Origin of the sequence: Alteromonas sp. S015 (genome assembly GCF_036864485.1) — a bacterium.
In the GTDB taxonomy this organism is placed as follows: domain Bacteria; phylum Pseudomonadota; class Gammaproteobacteria; order Enterobacterales; family Alteromonadaceae; genus Alteromonas.
This window is the reverse complement of record NZ_JAZETO010000004.1, coordinates 386,078-408,539: the sequence shown is the minus strand read 5'-3', so window position 1 is coordinate 408,539 and position 22,462 is coordinate 386,078. Positions and strand designations below refer to the sequence as shown.

At 43.3% G+C, this 22,462-nt stretch carries 16 protein-coding genes; 8 read left to right on the top strand and 8 right to left on the bottom strand.

Annotated elements, in window-relative coordinates:
* The first annotated feature begins 374 nt into the window (after nucleotides 1-374).
* Nucleotides 375-2,675: a catalase/peroxidase HPI gene (gene katG / locus V7R42_RS10425; protein ID WP_334020119.1), complete on the top strand. Its 2,301-nt coding sequence runs from the start codon at nucleotides 375-377 to the stop codon at nucleotides 2,673-2,675.
* A gap of 207 nt (nucleotides 2,676-2,882) precedes the next feature.
* Nucleotides 2,883-3,368 carry a hypothetical protein gene (locus V7R42_RS10420; RefSeq protein WP_334020117.1) on the top strand — a complete coding sequence of 162 codons (486 nt, stop codon included), beginning with the start codon at nucleotides 2,883-2,885 and terminating at the stop codon, nucleotides 3,366-3,368.
* A gap of 53 nt (nucleotides 3,369-3,421) precedes the next feature.
* Here V7R42_RS10420 and V7R42_RS10415 read toward each other — a convergent pair whose 3' ends face one another.
* Together V7R42_RS10415 and V7R42_RS10410 are read right to left on the bottom strand one after the other, a co-directional pair.
* Nucleotides 3,422-4,747 (bottom strand): mechanosensitive ion channel family protein, encoded by a 1,326-nt coding sequence (locus V7R42_RS10415; RefSeq protein WP_334020116.1) that lies wholly within the window; start codon nucleotides 4,745-4,747, stop codon nucleotides 3,422-3,424.
* Between the two features lie 651 nt (nucleotides 4,748-5,398).
* Complete coding sequence (locus V7R42_RS10410) at nucleotides 5,399-6,130, bottom strand: FadR/GntR family transcriptional regulator (RefSeq protein ID WP_334020115.1); 732 nt, start codon at nucleotides 6,128-6,130, stop codon at nucleotides 5,399-5,401.
* Nucleotides 6,131-6,519: 389 nt separating this feature from the next.
* Between V7R42_RS10410 and V7R42_RS10405 the strand changes: the two genes are divergently transcribed.
* The 4 genes from V7R42_RS10405 to V7R42_RS10390 all read left to right on the top strand — a co-directional run bounded on the left by V7R42_RS10405 (nucleotide 6,520) and on the right by V7R42_RS10390 (nucleotide 12,288).
* Nucleotides 6,520-8,718 (top strand): chondroitinase-B domain-containing protein, encoded by a 2,199-nt coding sequence (locus V7R42_RS10405; RefSeq protein ID WP_438823651.1) that lies wholly within the window; start codon nucleotides 6,520-6,522, stop codon nucleotides 8,716-8,718.
* 89 nt (nucleotides 8,719-8,807) lie between these two features.
* On the top strand, nucleotides 8,808-9,734 hold the full coding sequence (locus V7R42_RS10400) for a sugar kinase (protein ID WP_334020112.1): 927 nt from the start codon (nucleotides 8,808-8,810) through the stop codon (nucleotides 9,732-9,734).
* A 79-nt stretch (nucleotides 9,735-9,813) separates the two neighbouring features.
* On the top strand, nucleotides 9,814-10,425 hold the full coding sequence (gene eda / locus V7R42_RS10395) for a bifunctional 4-hydroxy-2-oxoglutarate aldolase/2-dehydro-3-deoxy-phosphogluconate aldolase (RefSeq protein WP_334020111.1): 612 nt from the start codon (nucleotides 9,814-9,816) through the stop codon (nucleotides 10,423-10,425).
* A 411-nt stretch (nucleotides 10,426-10,836) separates the two neighbouring features.
* Nucleotides 10,837-12,288, top strand: coding sequence for a DEAD/DEAH box helicase (locus tag V7R42_RS10390; protein ID WP_334020109.1), 1,452 nt, complete (start codon nucleotides 10,837-10,839; stop codon nucleotides 12,286-12,288).
* Between the two features lie 89 nt (nucleotides 12,289-12,377).
* On the opposite strand, the gene V7R42_RS10385 is transcribed toward V7R42_RS10390, so the two are convergent.
* The 3 genes from V7R42_RS10385 to V7R42_RS10375 all read right to left on the bottom strand — a co-directional run bounded on the left by V7R42_RS10385 (nucleotide 12,378) and on the right by V7R42_RS10375 (nucleotide 14,886).
* Nucleotides 12,378-13,196, bottom strand: coding sequence for a thioredoxin family protein (locus V7R42_RS10385; protein WP_334020108.1), 819 nt, complete (start codon nucleotides 13,194-13,196; stop codon nucleotides 12,378-12,380).
* A gap of 101 nt (nucleotides 13,197-13,297) precedes the next feature.
* Nucleotides 13,298-14,122 carry a 2-keto-4-pentenoate hydratase gene (locus tag V7R42_RS10380; protein ID WP_334020107.1) on the bottom strand — a complete coding sequence of 275 codons (825 nt, stop codon included), beginning with the start codon at nucleotides 14,120-14,122 and terminating at the stop codon, nucleotides 13,298-13,300.
* Nucleotides 14,123-14,130: 8 nt separating this feature from the next.
* Nucleotides 14,131-14,886, bottom strand: a complete 756-nt coding sequence (locus tag V7R42_RS10375; protein WP_334020106.1) for an SDR family NAD(P)-dependent oxidoreductase — start codon at nucleotides 14,884-14,886, stop codon at nucleotides 14,131-14,133.
* A gap of 510 nt (nucleotides 14,887-15,396) precedes the next feature.
* Between V7R42_RS10375 and dld the strand changes: the two genes are divergently transcribed.
* The gene (dld, locus tag V7R42_RS10370; RefSeq protein ID WP_334020105.1) at nucleotides 15,397-17,130 is read left to right on the top strand and encodes a D-lactate dehydrogenase; all 1,734 of its coding nucleotides are present in this window, start codon (nucleotides 15,397-15,399) and stop codon (nucleotides 17,128-17,130) included.
* Nucleotides 17,131-17,380: 250 nt separating this feature from the next.
* Complete coding sequence (locus V7R42_RS10365; protein ID WP_334020104.1) at nucleotides 17,381-19,411, top strand: BCCT family transporter; 2,031 nt, start codon at nucleotides 17,381-17,383, stop codon at nucleotides 19,409-19,411.
* Between the two features lie 82 nt (nucleotides 19,412-19,493).
* Here the strand turns inward: V7R42_RS10365 and V7R42_RS10360 are convergent, their stop codons facing one another.
* The 3 genes from V7R42_RS10360 to mmsB all read right to left on the bottom strand — a co-directional run bounded on the left by V7R42_RS10360 (nucleotide 19,494) and on the right by mmsB (nucleotide 22,455).
* Nucleotides 19,494-20,258 carry a zinc-dependent metalloprotease family protein gene (locus V7R42_RS10360; RefSeq protein ID WP_334020103.1) on the bottom strand — a complete coding sequence of 255 codons (765 nt, stop codon included), beginning with the start codon at nucleotides 20,256-20,258 and terminating at the stop codon, nucleotides 19,494-19,496.
* A gap of 70 nt (nucleotides 20,259-20,328) precedes the next feature.
* Nucleotides 20,329-21,051, bottom strand: coding sequence for a hypothetical protein (locus V7R42_RS10355; protein ID WP_334020102.1), 723 nt, complete (start codon nucleotides 21,049-21,051; stop codon nucleotides 20,329-20,331).
* Nucleotides 21,052-21,579: 528 nt separating this feature from the next.
* Nucleotides 21,580-22,455: a 3-hydroxyisobutyrate dehydrogenase gene (gene mmsB, locus V7R42_RS10350; RefSeq protein WP_334020101.1), complete on the bottom strand. Its 876-nt coding sequence runs from the start codon at nucleotides 22,453-22,455 to the stop codon at nucleotides 21,580-21,582.
* Nucleotides 22,456-22,462: the final 7 nt, after the last annotated feature.

The following is a 22,462-nucleotide window of genomic DNA, read 5'->3' as shown; positions in this document are numbered from 1 at the left end:
ACTTTACATAGGTTGTGTTGTATCTGTTTGTTTATTAGTCATTTTTATGACTTGCTGGTATTTTTAGAAAATTAAAGACGAAAATTTTTCATGGCGTTTGAAAGAGATTCATAGATGATCATTTCGTTGGCAAGCGTAAGGGGGCTTAATACAACAGCAAAGAAATTATTAGCTGTGTAATTAAAGTGTTGAATATAAGATTTTTTATCTTTGATTGGATTTTCTAATCAGTTGAATTCATTTTATCAACTGTAAATATTGAGTGAGCCTGTCTATCTTTAAAAAGCTTATGAAGTAAACAGAATGTTAACGAGTGGGCGATGCCCTAGGAAATCCTCCTCGGTAATTACAACAAACTCAAATGGGAAAAGACCATGACTTTAAATAGGTTTAGAAAAACCACGCTGTCAGCGTTAGTTGCGCTTGCTTTGGGGGCGACAGGTGCCGTTGCGAACGACCAAATCAGCAAGCCTGCTGGTGCTAAAGGTACGGGTATGGCTAAAGCTTTCCAAGCGAAAACGAATAAATTTTGGTGGCCAGATCAGCTAGATCTTTCTCCACTTCGAGACCATGACAACCGTTCAAATCCACTTGGTGAGGATTTTAATTACGCTAAAGCGTTTGCCAAGCTTGACCTTGATGAGGTCAAAAAAGACGTCAATGAATTACTTACTACGTCTCAGGACTGGTGGCCAGCAGACTTTGGTAACTACGGTCCTTTCTTTATTCGTCTATCATGGCACAGCGCCGGCACCTACCGTACATTAGACGGTCGCGGTGGTGGTGACGGTGGCCAAATGCGTTTTGACCCGCTCAACAGCTGGCCTGATAATGGCAACCTAGATAAAGCACGTCGTCTGCTTTGGCCAATTAAGCAAAAGTATGGTGAAAGCCTATCTTGGGGTGACTTAATGATCCTCGCGGGCACCGTGGGTATGGAAAACATGGGCTTTGATACCTATGGTTTTGCTGGTGGCCGCACTGATGACTGGGAGCCTGACATGGTGTACTGGGGTCCAGAAGTAGAAATGCTAGCGAGTGACCGTGAAGAGCGCGATGGCAAACTTCAGCGTCCGTTGGGGGCAACGCACATGGGGCTAATATACGTTAACCCTGAAGGACCTAAAGGCGTGCCTGATCCAATGGGGTCAGCGAAAAATATTCGTACAGCATTTGGTCGCATGGCGATGAATGATGAAGAGACTGTAGCGTTAATCGCAGGTGGTCACACATTCGGAAAAATGCACGGCGCCCACAAGCCCTCTGATTGTCTGGAAGCTGAGCCAGGCGGTGCAGGTCTAGAAGAACAAGGGCTAGGTTGGAAAAACAACTGCGGTAAAGGTAACGCAGAAGACACGGTAACAAGTGGCTTAGAAGGTGCGTGGACACAGCTGCCTACCAAATGGACAAGTTTATATCTTCAAAATTTATTGGGCTTTGAGTGGAAACAAACTCGTAGCCCTGCCGGTGCTATTCAGTGGATCCCTACTGATGAATCGCTTCATAAGTCAGTACCAGATGCTCACGTTGAAGGTAAGAAAAACCCTCCTGTGATGACTACGGCCGACTTAGCGCTTAAGTATGATCCTGAGTATCGTAAAATTGCAGAGCGCTTCTTAGCGGATCCTAAAGAGTATCAAACGGCATTCGCTAAAGCGTGGTTTAAGTTAACTCACCGCGATATGGGGCCCAAGGCACGTTACTTGGGTAACGATATCCCAGAAGAGAACTTCATCTGGCAAGATCCTGTGCCTAAAGCTGACTATAAGATGATCTCTGATAAAGATGTTAAGAAGCTTAAAGCTGACATCTTAGACAGTGGTTTAACGGTTCAGCAGCTTGTGAAAACGGCCTGGGCAGCGGCAGCAAGTTTCCGAGCATCTGATTTACGCGGTGGTGCGAACGGGGCTCGTATCGCGCTAGAGCCACAAATGAGCTGGGAAGCTAACGAACCTGAAACAGTTAAAGCTGTTGTTTCAAAGCTTAAGGAAATGCAGGAAGACTATAACTCGCGCATGTTCTCTAAAAAGAAAGTATCGTTAGCCGATCTGATTGTTATTGGTGGCGCGGCTGCCATTGAAAAAGCGGCTGCTGACGCGGGTGTTGAAGTGACTGTACCTGTAGTACCAGGTCGTACCGACGCAACGCAAGAGCAGACTGACGTTAACTCTTTCTCATTGCTAGAGCCGACAGCCGATGCGTTTAGAAACTACTATAATGCAGAAGCGAGTTATCGTTCACCAACGGAGATGTTGGTAGATAAGGCTGACCAACTTAATCTAACAGTGCCAGAAATGACGGTTCTATTAGGCGGTTTGCGTTCGTTAGGCGCAAACGCAGGTGGTACAAGTCACGGTGTATTTACTGACAAGGTAGGCACGCTTAACAACGACTTCTTTATAACGCTGCTTGATATGGGTGTTAAGTGGAGAAAAACTGATAATCCATCTGTATATGAAGGCATAAACAGAAGTACGGGTGAAGTAATGTATACGGGAACGCCTGTCGATCTAGTTTTTGGTTCAAACAGTGAGCTACGTGCAGTGGCTGAAGTTTATGCCTACGACAACGCCAAAAAACGATTCGTTGAAGACTTTGTTGACGCATGGACCAAAGTGATGACGCTAGATCGTTTTGATTTACGTCATGATTTAAACGCCAGCCTAGGTAAATAGGTACAAGTGAATTGCTTTCGAGAATAATTTTAAAAACTTATTCTCGATAGGCATAACGGCTAAAAGGGCGCTTCGGCGCCCTTTTTTTATCAAATTACAAATGGCTTTATCAGTTCTAATTCCTAAAAGACCGAGAGGACATCGCAAACTCATCTTTAATTCGATACACTGAACTTTTACTTCTCGCTTCTACAGACAAATACCATAATGGCTAGTCTTCAACGAACATTGGTCAACTTAGAAATACTGAGTGACGATATTAACGCTTTAAATATTGATGCAATTAATTCCGTCACACATATAAAGCTTTTGCGCAATGTATTGGAAGAGCTGAAAAACGCTGAGTCGCTAGTTGCATTAGAGACCGAGGCCAGTTTCCACAAATTGTTATCCGGTTCACTATTTGAGCACATATTTGAGCGAAAGCGTATGGTAGGTGTTTATATAAAACTGGTGGGCTATGTAATTACAGCCTGGGAAGCGGGCAATAAAGTGAAAGAGATTATCAGCGATAATTTTGATTCGAGTGCAGATAAGCGATTGGAGTTACTTAAGGTAAAGGCCATCAAAGCTAAATCTCAATTGAAAACTGTAGCGTCAGCCATGGGAAAGGATGACTATGAAAAGTTTGTCCACACGTTGGGGTTATATGCTCAAGAGTGGCAGTGGGATACACTTCGCGCTAGGTTTTAACCAGCGCGAAGGTACAACTGAAAACGCGCATTTCATGAACAAGTAAAGTTATGTTATGGCGTAGTATTTAGAATTCCAATTCCTTGTTCGTTGATAACCCTTACTTCTCGTTGTGGGAAAGGTATTTCAATATTGTGCTCGCGTAGTGTTTCGAACACGGTAAGCAGTAAGTCGCCACCCACGCGGTTCTTACCATCGTCCACACCTTCCATCCAGAACTCAACGAACATGTTAACGCCTGAGTCGCCAAAGCTATCTATTTCACAGTCAGGCAACTCTTCAAAGGGAATATCATCACCACTGATCACCTGAGGATGTTCCGATACTGCTTCTTTGATGATTTCTACCATTGCGCGAATATCTGTTTTATAGGCAACAGAAAAGTCGATGCGGTAACGTTGTTTTTGATTTTTATGTGTCCAGTTTATTAGTAACGAGCTGATAAACTTCTCGTTAGGTACCAGTATGTCTTTACCGTCATAAGTTTCTAATACGGCATAGCGCATTTTAAATTCTCTGACGATACCTTTTTGTCCGTCTTCCAATTCAACGTAATCGCCTACGGTCAACGATTTATCCAATAGAATAATGATGCCCGAAATAAAGTTTGATGCGATAGACTGGAGACCTAAGCCTAAACCCACACCTACAGCACCACCGAATACGGCTAATGCAGTAAGATTAATTCCCATGACGTTAAGCAATAGAAGGAACACTACACAGAAAAGAGCAACTTCAAACAGTTTTGCGAACACTTCTTTGGTAGAAACATCGAGCGATTTATGGTTTCTAATAATATCTTGACCAATAGCATTGGAGCTGCGACCCAGCCAAAACAGCAAGCCACCAAACAACAACACTCTTGTTACGCCATATGCTGAAATTTCAACATTGCCGACTGAAATTGCTATTGACTCCAATGCGGAGGTTATCAGCGGAAGCACGCCAACTAAGTGTAGGAATAAAATAGGTAAACCCACCCATCGCATAAATGCTGCAATGGTCTTGTTTTCGACGAAGCCAGTAATTAAGGAATTAACAAATAGCATAAGTGCAACAACAACGGCTATTTCCAATAGCCATGCATCAAATTGAAATTGCGCACCCAGTACGGTGGTAAGCTTTAGCATACTTATGGTGATAAGCGGGAATAATGCCTCACCAATATTGTATAAAAAGCCATGCATAGTGTGCGCGCCTAGCTGTGGCTTTTCTCGGGTAAACTTAAATGGTTTTTTTACTTGCCGTGCAAGCAAAAACGCAACGCAATAAATAACCGCAATGGTTGTGAGCTGGATAAAGAAGCTATCAGTCATTACCGATGCCTTGACTAAAGCTAACTTTTCCTCGAAGTGCTGGGCAAAACTTTCAACATTCATGTATTTACTTCACTTTGTTACCCGCTATGACAGCGAGTGTGTAATTTGAGCGTAGAATAACTGCGCGCTTTTTATCTGTTATAACAAATATGGTAAAGCTTTTTTTATCTATCCAACATTAATTGGCTTAGATTATTACTTTGGTCATATAGGTTGAGTAATTTGTTATCTACTGAAGTTGAGCTAATATTTCTTCCCGAACATGTATATACTAGAATATCTCACTAAGATCGAATTAATTCCTTTCTGAACCAAGGGTTTATATTTTTCTGCTAATCTATATGAAGAATGTCGTTCGCCCTATAGGTGACTTTTTCCCTTAAATATTTATCGTGTAGATAGAAAAAGAGAAGGAAATGTAATATTGGTAATAATAATTGGTTGACATTTGGTAAGGCCAAATTGTAGTATGGTTTTGTTTTCTGCTGCTTGTTTGAGCAGAGTGTGGACGAGCTTATCTATACGCCTAAGCAAAATATGGGAAAGTGAAATGGGCTAAATCCAAAAGCATACCTGATTTTTCTTTGGCATTTTAAGGCACAAAATAAAAACAGTGACTCGCTAGAGTACCCTACAAAGTAAACAGGCTTCTTAGAAATAAGAAGCCTGTTTTTTTTGATGAAAGGAAAAACTGATGAGCGTCTATCGCTATTATTGCCTTAAATGAGCAATAGAATAAAGGCCTCTGGTTTCATCTGTTTTACGTTTTATCTCTTCTAAGGCCTTGGCTTCACTAGCGTCAAAAAGCGCATTGATCAGCCGATTGAAATGTTGATGCATAGCTCGTCTAGCACCTGCTGAATCTTTACTTGCTATAGCATCATAGATAAACGTATGTTCTTGCAATCTTTGCTCTTCACCCTGTGAACAGACATCGCTATACGCAGCAATGACCTGAGGCACACTTCTTCTTAGCTCCCACAAATTTTCAACCGAGAGCATAATGGCGTTGTTACGTGTAGCTTGTGAAATAATTTGATGGAAGCGTTGATCTGCTTCATCAGCTTTCTGTGGGTTTTGCATTTCGACAAGGGTTTGTTTAAGCGCCTCTAATTCGTCATTCGAAATGGTAGCGGCGGCAAGTGCAGCAGCTTCGCCTTCAACAAGAGCGCGTGCTTGGGTAAGTTCAAACGCACTAATGGGTTTGGTTACTTGACCTTGTTTTTTTTGATGCAAAACATACACGCCAGAGCCAGTCTTTACTTCCACTCGCTCTCTCACTTCTAACGCAATTATAGCTTCGCGTATAGTCGGGCGGCTAACGTTATAAGTCTCCGCAAGTTCCCTTTCTGCGGGTAAACGGCTACCTTCAGGGTAAATTCCTTGGTCAATTAGCGCTTCAAGTTTTTCAACTATGCTCCAAAAGAGACGACGAGTCTTCATATTTACAGCCCTTGTTTGCCTGCTACTTACCTAAAAAATAAACAATTGGTAAATTAATTCTATCTGACCATTGTATATCGAAACTACTATAAAGCGCAAAGCCCCTCGTGCGCTGCCATGAAAAGCATAAAGGCGATGCTTACTTTTCCGATTGGTAATACATTGGAGGGTTATTGGTAAAATAAATTGGTTGTTTTTGGTCTATTTATTGGTTAGATTCTAAAACAGCCGCTAACAAATAAATAACAGCATAATTGCGTTTTTGCAAAAGAACATTGGCAATGTATGTGCGATTTATGTGATTTGAGCAATATCAGTAGCAATAGCGTTACCAATGGTGCTAACGAAACGGGGAATGTATGAAAGTAGTTAACGTCTTTAAGTCAGCGATGGGGATTATTACTCTCTTTATGTTTAACTCAGCGGTACATGCTGACAACTACTTAGTTGACTCCGAGCAAAGCTACCTAGAAGCACTGACCAAAGTTGCTCCTGGTGACGACGTCGTCCTTAAAAATGGTACATATCAGAATTTTGAAATTAAATTCAAAGCTCAAGGAAATGAACAAGCGCCAATTACGTTAAGAGCAGAAACCAAAGGGGGCGTTGTTCTCTCTGGTCAGTCAAACCTCTCTATTTCGGGAAATCACCTAATTGTATCTGGGCTCGTATTTAAAGGCGGCTTCTCCCCCTCAGGCTCGGTAATTAGTTATCGCACGAGCAAAGACGAACTCGCCAATAACACACGAGTTACCGAAGTCGTTATTGAAGACTATTCTAAACCCGATAAATTCGAAAATGACTATTGGGTCGCATTATATGGAAAGCACAATAGGCTAGATCATTCATACCTGGCAGGAAAACGAAACCGAGGTGTAACCGTTGCAGTGCGGTTAAATAGTGCAGGCAGCATCGAAAACTACCATCAAATAGACAATAACTATTTTGGGTACCGTCCAGAGCTAGGCTCAAATGGTGGCGAGACGTTAAGAATTGGCACCAGTCATTATTCATTAGAAAACTCGTTTACCCGTGTAGAAAATAATGTGTTTGACCGATGTAATGGCGAAGTTGAAATTATTAGCGTTAAGTCAGGTGGCAACGTTCTTAACGGCAATACCTTCATTGAATCTCGCGGTACGCTAACCCTAAGACATGGAAATGGCAATACAATCACTAATAATGTGTTTTTAGGAAATGGCGTTCCCAATACCGGTGGGGTGCGTGTAATTAATGCCGATCAAGAAGTAGCAAATAACGTGTTCAAAGGGCTTACTGGTTACCGTTTTGGTAGCGGTTTTACAGTAATGAACGGCGTGCCCAACTCACCACAAAATCGTTATCACCAAGTGAAAAACGCCAATATTCACCACAATACGTTTATTGATGTTTCTCACATTCAACTTGCTGCAGGGGCGGATGAGGAGCGTTCAGCGCCGCCAATGGACAGTATTTTTAGTAATAATCTTGTAATAGCCGATACGGTACCTACTACGTTTAGCTTTTTTGATGACATAAGCGGCATAGAGTTTACTAATAATGTGGCTAACTACAGTGTAGAAAGTCAAATTGAAAAAGGATTCACTAAGCGAAGCGATATACAAGCCTCTTCATCTCTCAATATTAAGGTAGACGGAATGCAAGTGGGTGCTGACAGCAGTGTTAAAGCGCTCAATAAATCTGACGTTGGACCAAGTTGGTATGAGAAAAAGGTGTATGAAACACCGTTTGGTTCAGGAAATGAAGTTTCTGTTGAGCCCGGCGTAAATACGCTTTTTGAAGCTGTAGCAAAAGCGCAAGATGGAGATACGCTTGTGTTAGCTGACGGCGTATACAGCGAAGAAAAAATTGTAGAAGTAGACAAAACACTTTCAGTCAAAGGAGGGGCTAATGCAAACATCGTCATTCTTCCCCAGCGTTCAGCGCTTTTTGAAATAAGTGATAATGGCTCACTGGAAATTGAAGGAGTAACCCTTTCAGGGGCGGATGCGCCAGATGCTGCCGGAAATACCTTTATTCGTACTAAGAAGTGGGGCATGTTAACTAATTACCGATTCATAATGAACAAGGTAAAAGTAACCGACTTAGACATCAATCATAGTTACCATTTTTTCTCAGCGGGCGCGCGCAGCTTCGCGACCTTGTTATCTATTACTAACAGCCAATTCGATACTATCTCCGGCCACATACTTGCGCTGAATAAAGAGAAAGATGATTTGGGTATTTATAACGTCGAAGTATTGAATCTAGAAAGTAATACTTTTAAAGATGTAGAGGGTGCGCTAGCTCTTATTTATCGCGGTGGTACTGACGAGAGCACCTTTGGGCCGAAGGTCACAATAAGTAAGAATGTGTTAACCAACGTAGGTTTAGGAAAAAGAAATAAGCGTAGAGCGAGTATTTTTCTTCACGGCGTACAAAAAACACAGATACAAAGCAATGAGTTTAACGCCACTTCGCCAGTTGAAATTGAGCACACTGTTGGGGAACCGCAAACATCACACAGCAGAAACACATTTGTTAATACGCACGACATTATTATTACTGACTTTTTAAAAGCAAAAGATGATTGTAGCTGTCTTGAATAAAGCCTGCTCATAGTTGTGTATCAAGTTTTGAAAGAACATAAGTAATTAACGTAATAAATTAAAGACTACGAGTTCGTAGGGTGGATGATATGAGAGTTGGTTTTATTGGCGAGTGCATGGCTGAGCTTAAAAAAGTGGACGGTAATTTAGAAGAAGGCTTTGCTGGTGATACCTTCAATTCTGCCGTTTATTTAACGCGGACATTTCCGCAATTAGAAAGCTATTTTATCAGTGCTGTGGGCAGCGATGCGCTTTCAAAAGAAATGCTCGACTTCGCTCAATGCGAGTCAATTAATACACGCTTTTTGTTTACCCATCCAGACAAGCACATTGGTCTTTATAAAATTTATACCGATGCAGAAGGCGAGCGCTCTTTTACGTACTGGCGAAATGATTCTGCTGCGAAGTGCTTGATGTCACTGCTTGCTGATGGCGATAAAGCGTCGATGACTGCATTAGACTTAGTGCTATTCTCAGGCATTTCACTTGCTATATTAAACAAAGAAGACCTACCTCATTTTTGGCGCTTACTGACAACGTTGAAGGAAAGCGGTACCCAAATTGTCTTTGACATGAACCATCGCCCTGCGCTTTGGAAGGGAAGAGACGATGCAATCGCACTATACGAAAAAGCATTTGAAATTGCAGATATCGCTTTGCCTGGATTAGAGGACTTTAATTTCTTGTACGGCTTCGAAACGATGGAAGAGGTTCTCAAGTTTCTAGCCCCTTTCTCATTTAAGCAACTGGTTATTAAAAATGGCAGTCGCGCTGTGACGCTGGTTGATGAAAAAGGTGAAGTTTCAGTAGTAGGTCTAACCCCCGTTGCTGATGTAGTTGATACTACATCAGCCGGCGACGCATTTAATGGCGTATTTTTGGGTGCCTACCTAACGGGAGAAAGCCCTGAAGCAAGTGTTGAAAAAGCGGCTAAATGTGCGGGTTTCGTAATCCAACACCCTGGCGCCATTGTTGATAAAGCTGCCTATGCTGCACTGGTGTCATCTATCGCTTAGAAAGTAAAATATTCAAATATCGCATAATACTACATAGAACTTCTTAGGGCAGAGTGCCCACCTAATAAAGAGACAACTCATGAAGAAAATATCAGACATTATGGGCGAACAAACCCTGCTTCCAATCATTCAAGCCGATAATGTAGATGATGGTGTGGCAATTGCCAAAGCGATGTCGGCAGCAGGTCTTACTACGGTTGAAGTCGTATTACGTTCTGAAAATTCGGCAAAGTGTATAACGGCTATAAAAGAAGCACTGCCTGACATGATCGTAAGCGCTGGAACTGTTATCGATAGAGCATCTTTAGATGCTGCTATTAACGCAGGTGCAGACTTTATCGTAACGCCTGCGGTGACAGAGCGTCTGCTTACTATGCTAGTCGATTCAGGTTTACCGGTACTTCCTGGTGTGTCTAATGTGTCAGATATTGTGCTGGCGCGGGAATACGGATATAGGGAAATGAAGCTATTTCCAGCGTCTTTATCTGGTGGGGCTGCTTTCCTGAAAGCCGTGGGCGGGCTGTTTAAGGACACAAAATTCTGTCCAACGGGCGGCGTATCGCTAGAAAATTTTGAAGACTATTTGTCTTTAGGTAACGTATTTGCCGCTGGCGGTACTTGGGTAGCGAAACCTCAGTGGGTTGCAGGTAAACAGTGGGGTTTGATTACAGAGGCGTGTTCTCAAGTATAGCGAGCGAAGCATAATCTCGACTAGCTAAATTTAAAAATACTAGATAATTAAGTGATCCTTAATAGTTGGACTATTCAATTACTGGGGTTACTTTATTTTATGCCCTTTATTGTCTATCAATTCTATAGAGATGGTGTTAATAGTTGGTGCCAGCCTTCTGTTAAACGTTATTTGAACAAAAAATGCGCTGGTGGCTTTCTGGTTTTAGTGGTAGACTCCGCGCGCAATTTGTAAGAGTAAACACCTACGTTCTTTTCTTGATGTCAAACACCAATAAGCCAAGTTGGCAATAGCGTATCTCTTTAGGTTTTCCCAGTAATCTATAACCCCCCACGGTTAGCAATAAAGCACTAACGCTTATACCTTTGAGGTATGCAGTTTCTATATAATACCTATGACAGGAGTTTGTTAATGTCATTTACCCAATTAGGGCTCGCTGAACCCTTGTTAAAAGCTATTGAAAAACGAGGATTTAGCACGCCATCACCTATCCAAGAAAAAGCAATACCAGAGGTGTTGCAAGGAAAGGATGTGCTAGCAGCTGCGCAAACGGGAACAGGGAAAACCGCGGGGTTTGGGCTTCCTATTTTACAACGGTTGATGTCGGGAAAGCCTGTGACAGGCAATAATGTTCGCGCGCTTATTCTTACGCCTACCCGAGAGCTTGCCGCTCAAGTTGAAGAAAGCATGCAAGCCTTTAGTGAGTTTTTGCCGTTAAAAACGGCTGTGGTATTTGGTGGCGTAGGCATTAACCCGCAAATGATGAAGCTTCGTAAAGGGGTAGATGTATTAATTGCAACGCCAGGACGACTACTTGACCTTTATCAGCAAAATGCAGTGAAGTTCTCTCAGCTTGAAGTATTGGTGTTAGATGAAGCCGACAGGATGCTTGATATGGGCTTCATACACGATATCAAGAAAGTGTTGAAACTGTTGCCACAAGAGCGTCAAAGCTTACTGTTCTCAGCCACATTTTCCGATGAGATTACTGCATTGGCGAAAACGATCACACGTGATCCGGTAAGTATTTCGACCGCGCCTGCGAATACCACGGTAGAAGCTGTTCAACAGCATTTGGTAACCATTGATAAATCTAAAAAGACGACTGCGCTTATTTGTCTGATTAAACAGCAGAAATGGGAGCAGGTTTTGGTGTTTAGCCGAACTAAACACGGTGCTAACCGTATTGCAGAAAAGCTGACTCGGTCAAAAATTCCAAGTGCTGCAATTCACGGTAACAAAAGCCAAGGTGCAAGAACTAAAGCCCTTGCTGACTTTAAAAGTGGTGCAATCAAAGTATTGGTTGCCACTGATATTGCAGCACGCGGCATCGACATCAGTGAATTACCTATCGTTGTAAACCTAGACTTACCCAATACGGCTGCCGATTATGTTCACCGAATTGGTCGTACAGGGCGTGCAGGCGCTAGCGGACAGGCGTGGTCATTTGTATGTGCCGAAGAGCTGCAAAACCTGAAAGATATTGAAACCCTTATTCAAAAGCTGCTTCCTCGTGAAACGTTGGAAGGTTTCGAGCCTCAGCAAGCCGTGCCTGTTACCACGCTTTCCAAGCCGAAAAAGGCTAAGAAGCCCAAAAAGCCGAAAGCATCACACGGTGACAATGGCAGCGAAGGTAAACGAAGTGGTGAGAACAAAAAATCGGGTCAACACCAAGGTACTCGTAGCAGAGATGGTAACCCGCGAACAAGCAAGTCGGATTCGCGCAACAATAGCGGTGTAAAGCCAGCAGGTCGACGACGTACCGGAAGTGACGGGAATGCCGCTAAACGACCAGCTAAGCGCAGAAGTAATCCGTCAAATAGCACCACTAATAATAGGGTTTTAAATAACGCAAAAGCGTAAATAGTTGAACTGCATTTGATAAAGCTATGTTTATTCGAAAAAGGGCCTTTGTAAAGGCCCTTTTTAATGTTCGGTAGGCGTTAACTATTTTAATTATGTTCCCAAGAAAACGGGTTGTAGTGTCGCAACGCCGGGGTAGTGTTTACGCCGTTACCATTTTCAGAATCTAGCGAAAGCTCTGCACGTTTTATAAGCGTTTTTTGTAGTTCAGTGCGAAACCCTTTGGTTTCTTTCCACAGCTCGTTAAGGCCTTCGGGAGTGTTACCTTGTAAATCTTGCGCTAGCATTGGACCAAGTTTGTCATAGGCGCTTTGCAATCTCAGTGCTTGCTCTTTGTTGTAGATCTCTTCCTCATCTGTCGCTTGCCAGTTAATGAACGGGGCTTTTTGCGCAGTTGTCATTGCGGGAAAGCGAGAGAAATACTGAATATACTCCGATAAGGAAATGCTGTCAGCGCGTCCCCAGATATCCATCGACGTTCTGTTTAACAATGCGCTGGTTTTAGGTTCAACCACCATCACTGTTGGTGTGGCGTAATAAATAGGATAGTCAAAACGCTCGGTTATATTTCTTCTGTCTTCAAGTGTCCCGACATCAACAAATACGGTTTCATAGTGAGCGCGTAAAATAAGATCCATTTCCTTTGTCGCAAATCGCTGGGCTAGGCCAGTACTGTCATGGCACCACTGAGCGCCCAGCACAACTAAAAGTAACTTGCTTTGCTCTTCAGCTCGCTGCTGCGCATCGATTACATCTTGATAAGGTGATGTAGAAGGTGTGTATGTATAAGGATCTTCATTCTGTGTACTTACACATCCATTTAGCGCGGAAAAAGCAGTGATTAAGGTAACGAAAGTTAAACATCGCTTAATAAACGAGGATTGATGAAAAAAGAAAATGTTCTGCATACAATTGTCAAAATAGTAGTTAAATCAACCACAATGTAGCATAAAAAGAGAGAAGAAAAGCGGTAATTAAACGTAGTAAACCCCCGCTTGATCAGGTTGGTTTAAACAGCAACGGGAACTAGTTTCATGTTGATATTCCCAATTCCTTCAAAAGTGACGGTGGATGTGGCACCTGCCACCGTGTCATGAACGCCGGTGATAGCGCCTGAACAAATCATGCAGCCTTTTGGAAGGGCAATGTTACGTGCAGCTGCTTGGTCAATTAGATAAGCTACTGCTGCCATCGGGCCATGTAATACATTATTGGAAGGTGCTGTGTTGATGTGTTTTTCATTAATAAAGACAGAGGTTTGAATTTTCTCAATCACTTTATCCCACGACGCTATAGGGGCACCTACTACCATGCCTTGGTTTACACCAAAATCGCTGATAATGGCTGTAGGTCCATAGCTATTTAAATCGATCACCGGGCTACTAGCTATTTCCACACCAGCATATACGGCTTTGATTAAATGCTTTAAAGATCCTTTGGTATCGATCGAACCAGGAGTAACCTCTTCTCCCAATTCAAACACCAGTTCAGCTTCGACAGCAACCATACCACCTGCGTAGACTTCTAGCTTGACGAATTCATCGTCTGCATGAGGACGGCCAATGAAATGGGTAACTTTTTTAAAAATTGGACCCATTAAGCGCTCAGCCCCCATTTGCTCACGAAGCTCAGGGATGACCATTCCTACTTTCCAGCCGGTAATTTCATCGTTCCACTGTGCAAGTGACATATCCTGAACGTGGTAGGCCGCGTCCAGTGTCGTCGGAACATCGCCCGGAAACGTTTCTAATACACTGGCATGCTTACGCGCATTAACAAGTGTATGTGATAGCGTTTTCAGGACGTCTTCTGTTAGTGGTTTATCAGGAAACATCGGAATGATTAAATCCCTAGTGCCTGTCCGCCACCAATTTGCACGGTCTCTGCGGTAATAAATGATGCATCTTCGCTTACCAAGAATGACACCACAGACGCTACTTCTTCAGGCTGACCAAGGCGACCAAGCATGATGTTGTCTTTCCAAGAAGCGAAAACCTCTGGCTTAGTTGCTTTGATTTGCGCATGAAATGGTGTATCAATTGTGCCCGGAGATACTGCATTCACGCGAATACCTGCTGGTGCTAGCTCTTTAGCAAGCGCTCGAGTTAGCGTATGTACTGCGCCCTTTGAAACACCGTAAATACCTGCGCCAGGGCCACCAGCATTCCAACCGGCGTTAGACGTGTAATTCACTATAGAACCACTGTCGGATTTCTTTAAGTATGGAATGGCAGCTCGAGATACAAAGAACGCACTATCAAGGTTCAGTGCCATAACAAAACGGTAAAATTCCGTTGTCATCTCTTCCATTGGGCTTCGACCGCCAAGACCTCCAGCATTATTGATAACAGCATCAATTTTGCCGTACTTGTCGCCAATAGTTTTTACGTTTTTATTAACCGCTTCGTCACTTGTAACGTCGAAGCCATAGTATTCTGCTTCAATGCCTAAGTCGGTTAGCTCTTTAACACGCTCTGCGCCTTTGTCGTCTTCAATGCCGTTCAAAACTACAGTGAAACCGTCTTGGCCAAGTCTTTTGGCAACTTCAAATCCGATGCCGCCTGTTGCTCCAGTTACCAGTGCTACGTTTTTCGTCATAACAAAAACTCTTTGTGTTGTATTACATTTTGTAAAGCCAATATTAGGTTAATAAATTTAATTGGTCTACCTGTTTTGTATGTTTTTTGTCATTGCTTAATAAATACTGAAGCCCGCAAATAAAAGAATTGACGCCTTTTTTTTCGTTAGTTGATGATTAGTATAGATTTAATTAGGTGGGGCGTAGGCTGAATCAAGAAGGCCTAAGGTTAAATATATAATCTTAAAGCGAATATTATGCTACTTTTGGTAAGACCAATTTGGGCGTGGTAGGAGTCCTCATTCAAGAAAACGCTCGTGTCTGAATACTCGAGCACTTTACACCACTACTTTAAGGTGGCGTCGCTAATTTTTGAGCCCGATAGGACACTATTAATTATCAGTTTTTAACGAATTAAATATAAGTAAAATATCTCGATAAAAGCGGCTTGCCCCCTTTGTTAAAAATGGTGTTAGTGTATAGTTCAAAACTAAGTGATTCCTTCCATTATTCAACACACAGAGAGAACCATGACCGTAAATGTTGACACTCAGTCTTTGATTGCATCTATGCGCGATGTAGTAGGGCAAGCCTATTTGTTAACTGATAAAGCGAAGAAGCAGCCGTATACCAAAGGGTTTCGTTTTGGGGCGGGAGAAGCGCTAGCGGTAGTGCGCCCAGGTACGCTGGTCGAAATTTGGCGTGTTTTAAAGCTGTGTGTTGAAGCTGATGTTGCTGTAATTATGCAGGCGGCAAATACAGGGTTAACCGGCGGCTCTACCCCAGATGGTAAAGATTACGACAGGCCCTTAGTTATTATCAGTACCATGCGTATTGATGGTATTCAGTTGGTTGACGATGGAAAGCAGATTGTTGGTTTAGCGGGGAGCACTTTATTTGGGTTGGAAGAGACGCTCGCGCCTTACGGTCGAGAACCTCACTCTGTAATTGGTTCTTCTTGCATTGGTGCCTCTATTGTAGGCGGAATATGCAACAACTCAGGGGGAGCGTTAGTTAAGCGAGGCCCAGCCTATACGGAATTAGCGCTTTTTGCCCAAATAGACGCCAATGGCAATCTATCTTTGGTAAACAACCTAGGGATTAACCTAGGTAGCGAGCCAGAAGAAATTTTGAATAATCTTGAGAACAAACGTTACAAAGAGGCTGACGTTCAGCACCCTGACGCTCGTGCATCAGACAATGAGTATGATGAGCGAGTTCGAGACGTTGATTCAGATACACCTTCGCGCTTCAACAATGATGGCAGGCGACTTCATGAGGCCTCAGGTTGTGCAGGGAAACTTGCTGTTTTTGCAGTAAGGCTAGACACATTTCCAATTCCTGAAAAGAAACAAGTATTCTACGTAGGCTCTAACGATGCCGCTGTATTTACAAAAGTCCGTCGAGACATTCTTTCTTCCTTTAAGAATTTGCCTGACTCAGGTGAGTACCTTCACCGCGACTGCTACGACGTATCAAAGAAATACGGTAAAGACATGTTTATCGTTATCAGCAAACTCGGTGCGAAGTTCATACCGAAGTTGTTTGCGTTTAAGCGGAAGTTTGACGCATTTACCGACAAGTTAGGTTTTTTACCCAACAAAATGTCAGATCGCGTTATGCAGTACATGAGCTATATTTTTCCAAATCACTTGCCAAAGCGGATGGAAGAGTACAGAGATAAATATCAGCATCACTGGATTTTAGAAATGAGCAACCACGGGGTAGATGAAGCTAAAGCCTACCTAGATGAGTTTTTTAAAACCAACGAAGGTGGCTACTTTGAGTGTACAGAAGAAGAAGCTGACAAAGCGATTTTACATCGTTTTGTTGCAGGTGGCGCGATAGGTCGTTATCACGTGATGCACAGCAACGAAGTGGGCGCCATGATGACCATAGACGTTGCGCTTCGCCGTAACGACCCTCATTGGTTTGAAGTATTGCCTAATGAAATAGATGAGCAGATTGATACCAAACTGTATTACGGTCATCTGTTTTGCCACGTTATGCACCAGAACTATGTATTGAAGAAAGGCGCAGATGCCAAACTGTTGAAAGGTAAGATTCTGGAAACCTTTGACGCAAGGCGTGCTGAGTATCCTGCAGAACATAACGTGGGTCACGAATACTTTGCTAAAGATGCGCTTAAAAACTTTTACCGAGAGTTAGACCCAACTAATAGCTTTAACCCAGGCATAGGTAAAACAACCAAGCTTAAGAACTGGGCTGAGCATGATGGAAGTTGTTGTGGTGGGCATCATTAAAAACTCACTAGATTAAAAATTTAAATAAAAAGGCTTTGTTTGTTGTTGAGCAAATTAAAAGCAAGTAGAGCCTTAATTCCTTTCCGTAAAACTATTATCTACTAATATTATTTCCAGCTAATTCTGAACTCGATGCTCAGGTATCAATGCCAGTTTGACCTGAACCAAACCCAATGCACGCCAGTAGTAAAAGATAGTGTTTAAACTTTCACAGGGCTTAAATTTACCTGTCAGTGAAAAGGGATTTGCTATGAAAGGCCAAGTAAACAACTCAACCATTCTTCTTCCTGTATTTCTCCCCGCCGTTGCTATTATTTTTCTACTAGTTATTGGAACTATCAGCAATCCCGAACTTGCCGGTGAGGCCTTCGACAGTACATTGGTATGGATTACAGAAACCTTTGGTTGGTTTTATATGTTATCGGTGGCTATCTTTTTGGTATTCATTGTATCGATAGCATCTTCTAGCTGGGGGAACATTAAATTGGGGCCCGATCATGCTGAGCCGCAATATAGTTTTCCCGAATGGTTTTCTATGTTGTTCTCAGCAGGCTACGGCGTAGCGCTGCTCTACTTTGGCGTGGCTGAGCCTGTATTGCATTATTCATCGCCACCCGCAGGGGCTGCTGAAACTGTTGATGCGGCAAAGCAGGCGATGCAGATCGCGTTTTTTCACTGGGGTTTTCATATATGGGCGATCTACGGGCTAGTCGGTTTGGTCCTTGCCTATTTCGCATTCCGACACGGTCTTCCGTTATCCATTCGCTCTGCTTTGTATCCGCTGATTGGGGATAAAATTTATGGCCCTATAGGTCATGCGGTAGATGTATTCGCCATTCTCGGTACATTATTTGGTATCGCCACTACGCTTGGGCTATCTGTTACCCAAATCAATGCAGGGCTTAACTACCTTTCCGGCGATATCCCTATCGATATTATGGTGCAGGTCGGCACCATTGCCATTGTGACTATTGCCGCAACAATTTCTGTGATTGCGGGGATGGATAAAGGCATTAAACGGCTATCTATTCTCAATATGGTTCTGGCTGTATCGCTTATGAGTACGGTTTTTGTGTTCGGAGAAACCGTACATATTTTAGAGACTTTCCTGCAAAACACGGGAAGTTACATCAACGGGATCATCGAACGTACCTTTAATCTTCAAGCTTACAGTCGTAGCGATTGGATTGGGAACTGGACGTTGTTTATTTTTGGCTGGACCATCGCTTGGGCGCCGTTTGTGGGCATGTTCATCGCTAAAATAAGTCGAGGCAGAACCATTAGGCAGTTTGTTTTCGGGGTAATGCTAGTGCCTACCATGTTCACTTTCCTTTGGTTTTCTGTGTTTGGCGACACCGCGCTAAATGCCATTATGAACCAAGGTGTTACTACACTCATTAGCGATGTGCAGGAAAACGAAGCGGTTGCGTTGTTCAAGCTTTATGATTTGCTACCTGGCGCGTCAATCATGTCAGGCTTGACCGTGTTATTGATCATTACATTTTTTGTGACGTCATCAGATTCAGGGTCGCTGGTTATCGATTCTCTTGCTTCTGGTGGTAAAGAAGAAAGTCCGGTTTGGCAGCGCATATTTTGGGCGTGTTTGGAAGGCACAGTCGCAGCAGTATTGCTGTTGGCTGGCGGATTGAATGCCCTGCAAACGATGACCATCGCCAGCGCCTTACCTTTTGCCTTTATAATGCTAGCGTCTGCAGCGGGTCTATGGCGTGCGCTTGTCATCGAGGGCTATCGAAATAACAGTTTGACGGCGAATACGCTTAATAGAAACCACAGTCGCTCGACTAGCCTAAAAGGACGACTCGCAGCAATGGTCGATTACCCAAGCCGAAATGAGGTGCATGAGTTTATTGATAAAACGGTGATAGCTGCGATGAAAGACGTGCAGGCTGCACTGAAAGCGCGAGAGTGGGAAGCGTTCGTTAAGCTGGATGACGAAACAGGCAGGGCTACTTTCACTGTGGAACGTCATGATCATATGGACTTTATTTATGACATTCGTATGACTGAGTATTTAGTACCCGGCTTTAGCTATGCAGAATTACGCTCAGAAGACGATAGGTTGGAAAAATATTTTCGCGCTGAAGTTTTCCTTCGCCGCGGAGGGCAAGCCTACGATATTTACGGATACGACAAGGAGAGCATTACTAAGGACATCTTAGATCAGTTCGAAAGTTATCTGCATTTCCTTGATACCAGTCCAGGTGAACTGCCTTGGGAAATGGATGCGTTTGATGACATGCTGACGCAGCCTAGGGAGTAAAAAATCCGCAGGGTTTGAGAGGTTAGGGTTGAAGGGAAAGCGAGGCTGCTTTCCCTTATTCATCCCCTAATTAATTACTTACTTAGAAGTAGTTAGCAATTTGGTTAATAACTGCATTTACCGCGCGATAAGCATTTGACTCGTTTTCAACGCCACAGGCTTGGCCATTACAGCCTGACCAGTAAGGGTCAGAGAAATAGTCTAGCTGTGTGGCACTACCGAATGCCTGAGGATAGGCCATGATAGTTGAGAAGTTATTATTAACGCCGTGACCTATACCGTCGCTATAAACACCCCCGACTGAACCTTGGCGCACAGAGTGACCTAAGCCCATGTTGTGACCGAGTTCATGAACGAAAGTAGATAATCCACAGTCAACGGCGCTGATGCTGTACATACGGCTTTGCGAGCTAGAGTACAATGTACCGTTGTTGCCTTGACCTACCCAGCCAATGCCGCATACATAACCGGCTAGCTGACCGCCTTCATAAATGTTTTCACGATTACCTAAAAGCACAACCATGTCTGCGCCGTTAGAGGTTCGCGCGTTTTGTACACCACTACTATCAGTTAACAAATCTAACGCACTCTCAGTAGGTTGAAGGTCGCTAGATGTAGCCGCAGAAGACTGAGCGCCCACTAAACGCAACTGTAAATCTATCGCATTATTGCGATAAACACGGTTGGCGTGTGAGATGTATTGGTTAATTTTAGTGTCGATATTAGACACATTGTTTGCAGCAGGTTGGGTATAAAGCACCATCACATCGATGGTGGCTGCTGTTGCCGTTGTTGCACAAAGCAGTGAAACTGCCATTGCCGTTAAACACTTAAATGTGTGTTTCATTTTTATTTCCTTCTTGTTGTTTTATTTGAGCTTGTTGAATTTCCTGTGAAGCTCAACAGGCACTAGGGGATTAGTTTTGGCCGAGATCGAAGACTTCTTCAGCGTTGTCGTCGCTAAGCGGGCGTTCGCTGTCAGGTTCACGTTCGATGTGGTTTTGCATCATTGAAGATTTTGGGGCGATCCATGCGTATTTTTCATTGCCTTCAAGCACAAACACGTCGCGAGGCGTGGCTAAGTTTCCGTAGGTGGCATTTTCGCCAATGGTTATCACAGCGGCATAGAGAGAGCCCGCGCCTGGAATGTGCGCCTCTACAGTACGGTCGCCATTTGGATGAGTTACAACGTGATCAACTTCACCGGTGTAACTTCCGCCGAACTGTGGGATGTATAAATCGAGATACTCGCCAACTTTCACCGACATCAGCTCTTCGCGATCAAGCTCAATGTAGGCTTCGTCGGTGACGTCAGCAGGAATATGGCCTTCTGCTTCAAGTACTTTTTTACCTTCTTCTGATGTCGTCCAGACGATGGTGTCTTTCTCTGACTTACCATTAGTATTAGTTGTAGCTTGAGCTTTTAGCTCAGCTTCGTTTTTCGGTTTGAAGTTATCGATACCTGTCGATAGCACCTTGCCGTTTCGTTGCCTTTCAACAGCGCCTTCTTTACCAACTGATTTTGTATTAGTTTTCGCCGTCGCTACCTCATTTTTGTCAGAAGGAGAAGTGTCAATAAAGGCGAAAATACAACCAATAGCTACAATTGCCATCGAAGCGGCAACAATACGCTTTTTCATAGTGTGTTCCTTTTATTTTTACTTAATGAAATTAGGAAATTGAACGTTATAAATTAGCGACACTCGGCTTCTTCAAGCACGCTTCAAACGAGCGAGATATAGAACCAGTGTGTTTAGTAAAATTACGTAGTGAATTAAGTAAGTCATTAAAACGTATAATATTTTAAAGCACATAAACGTATCGATTAGCATAAGGGGGTATAAAGTTTAGCCCCTTAATACAGTGTAAATTCCTTAGCTTAATTACAAGATTGCAAGATGTGGACCGCAAAGGAAACCGGCTCGAATTTATGGAGTTTTAAGAACGAATAATTAATGTAAAAGTAGCCGTGAATGATGAAACGAAAACACCAAATACGAAAGAAATAATCCCATCGGGGTAAAGATTTGGTATAGAAAACAATAATGCTAATGTAAACGGACTGGGCAGACCTAAATAAAAAAGAGCGAGTAAAATCCTTTACTCGCCCAGTAAGAAGGCCGCCTCTTCTGAGGGAAAGCAGCCGTCGGAGAAATGTTGCTTTTTTGTTATGCTAATCGATTGATTATTGAGGAGAAGTCCATACTTGCATTGCCTTCTTCACAATGCATTTCAAACCATTTTGCAGCAAGTTCACCCATAGGTACTTGCGCATCTACCCCCTTTGCGCCTTGCATGGCTAGGCCCAAGTCTTTAAGCATAAGTGCAGAGGCAAAGCCGCCAGCAAAATCGTTATCAGCAGGACTCTGTGGACCAACGCCTTTTACGGGACAGTAGCTGGTCATTGACCACGTTTGACCCGATGCATTTGACGCAATATCGAAGAACACTTGCGCATCTAAGCCAAGTTTTTGTGCCAGCTGGAAGCTTTCACACGTCGCAATCATGGTCGCGCCAAGTAACATATTGTTACAAATCTTCGCTGCTTGCCCCGCTCCATGACCGCCCGCATGAACGATTTTTTTGCCCATTGCACCAAGTACGCCTTGCGCTTTATCGAATGCGTCAGCATCGCCACCTACCATGAAGGTAAGGGTGCCGCCTGCGGCGGCCGCAACGCCACCAGAGACCGGCGCATCGAGCATTTTAAGGCCTTTTCTCTCAGCCAATTCTGATACACTTTTCGCCGTTTCCACGTCAATGGTGGAGCAATCAATAAGCAAGGTGCCTTCTCGGACAGAAGCTAGGATCTGATTTGAATAGATATCTTGTACGTGCTTGCCTGCTGGTAGCATAGTAATAACGATGTCAGCTTCAGAAACAGCTTGCTTGGTACTTTGTGCAATAGTACAGCCCGCTTCTTTAGCTTTTGCTAGCGCCGCTTCGCTTAAGTCAAAAGCCAATACGTTGTAATCGTTTTTAACTAGGTTATCAGCCATCCCTGAGCCCATATTACCTAGGCCAATAAATGCAACTTTGGTCATAATAGTC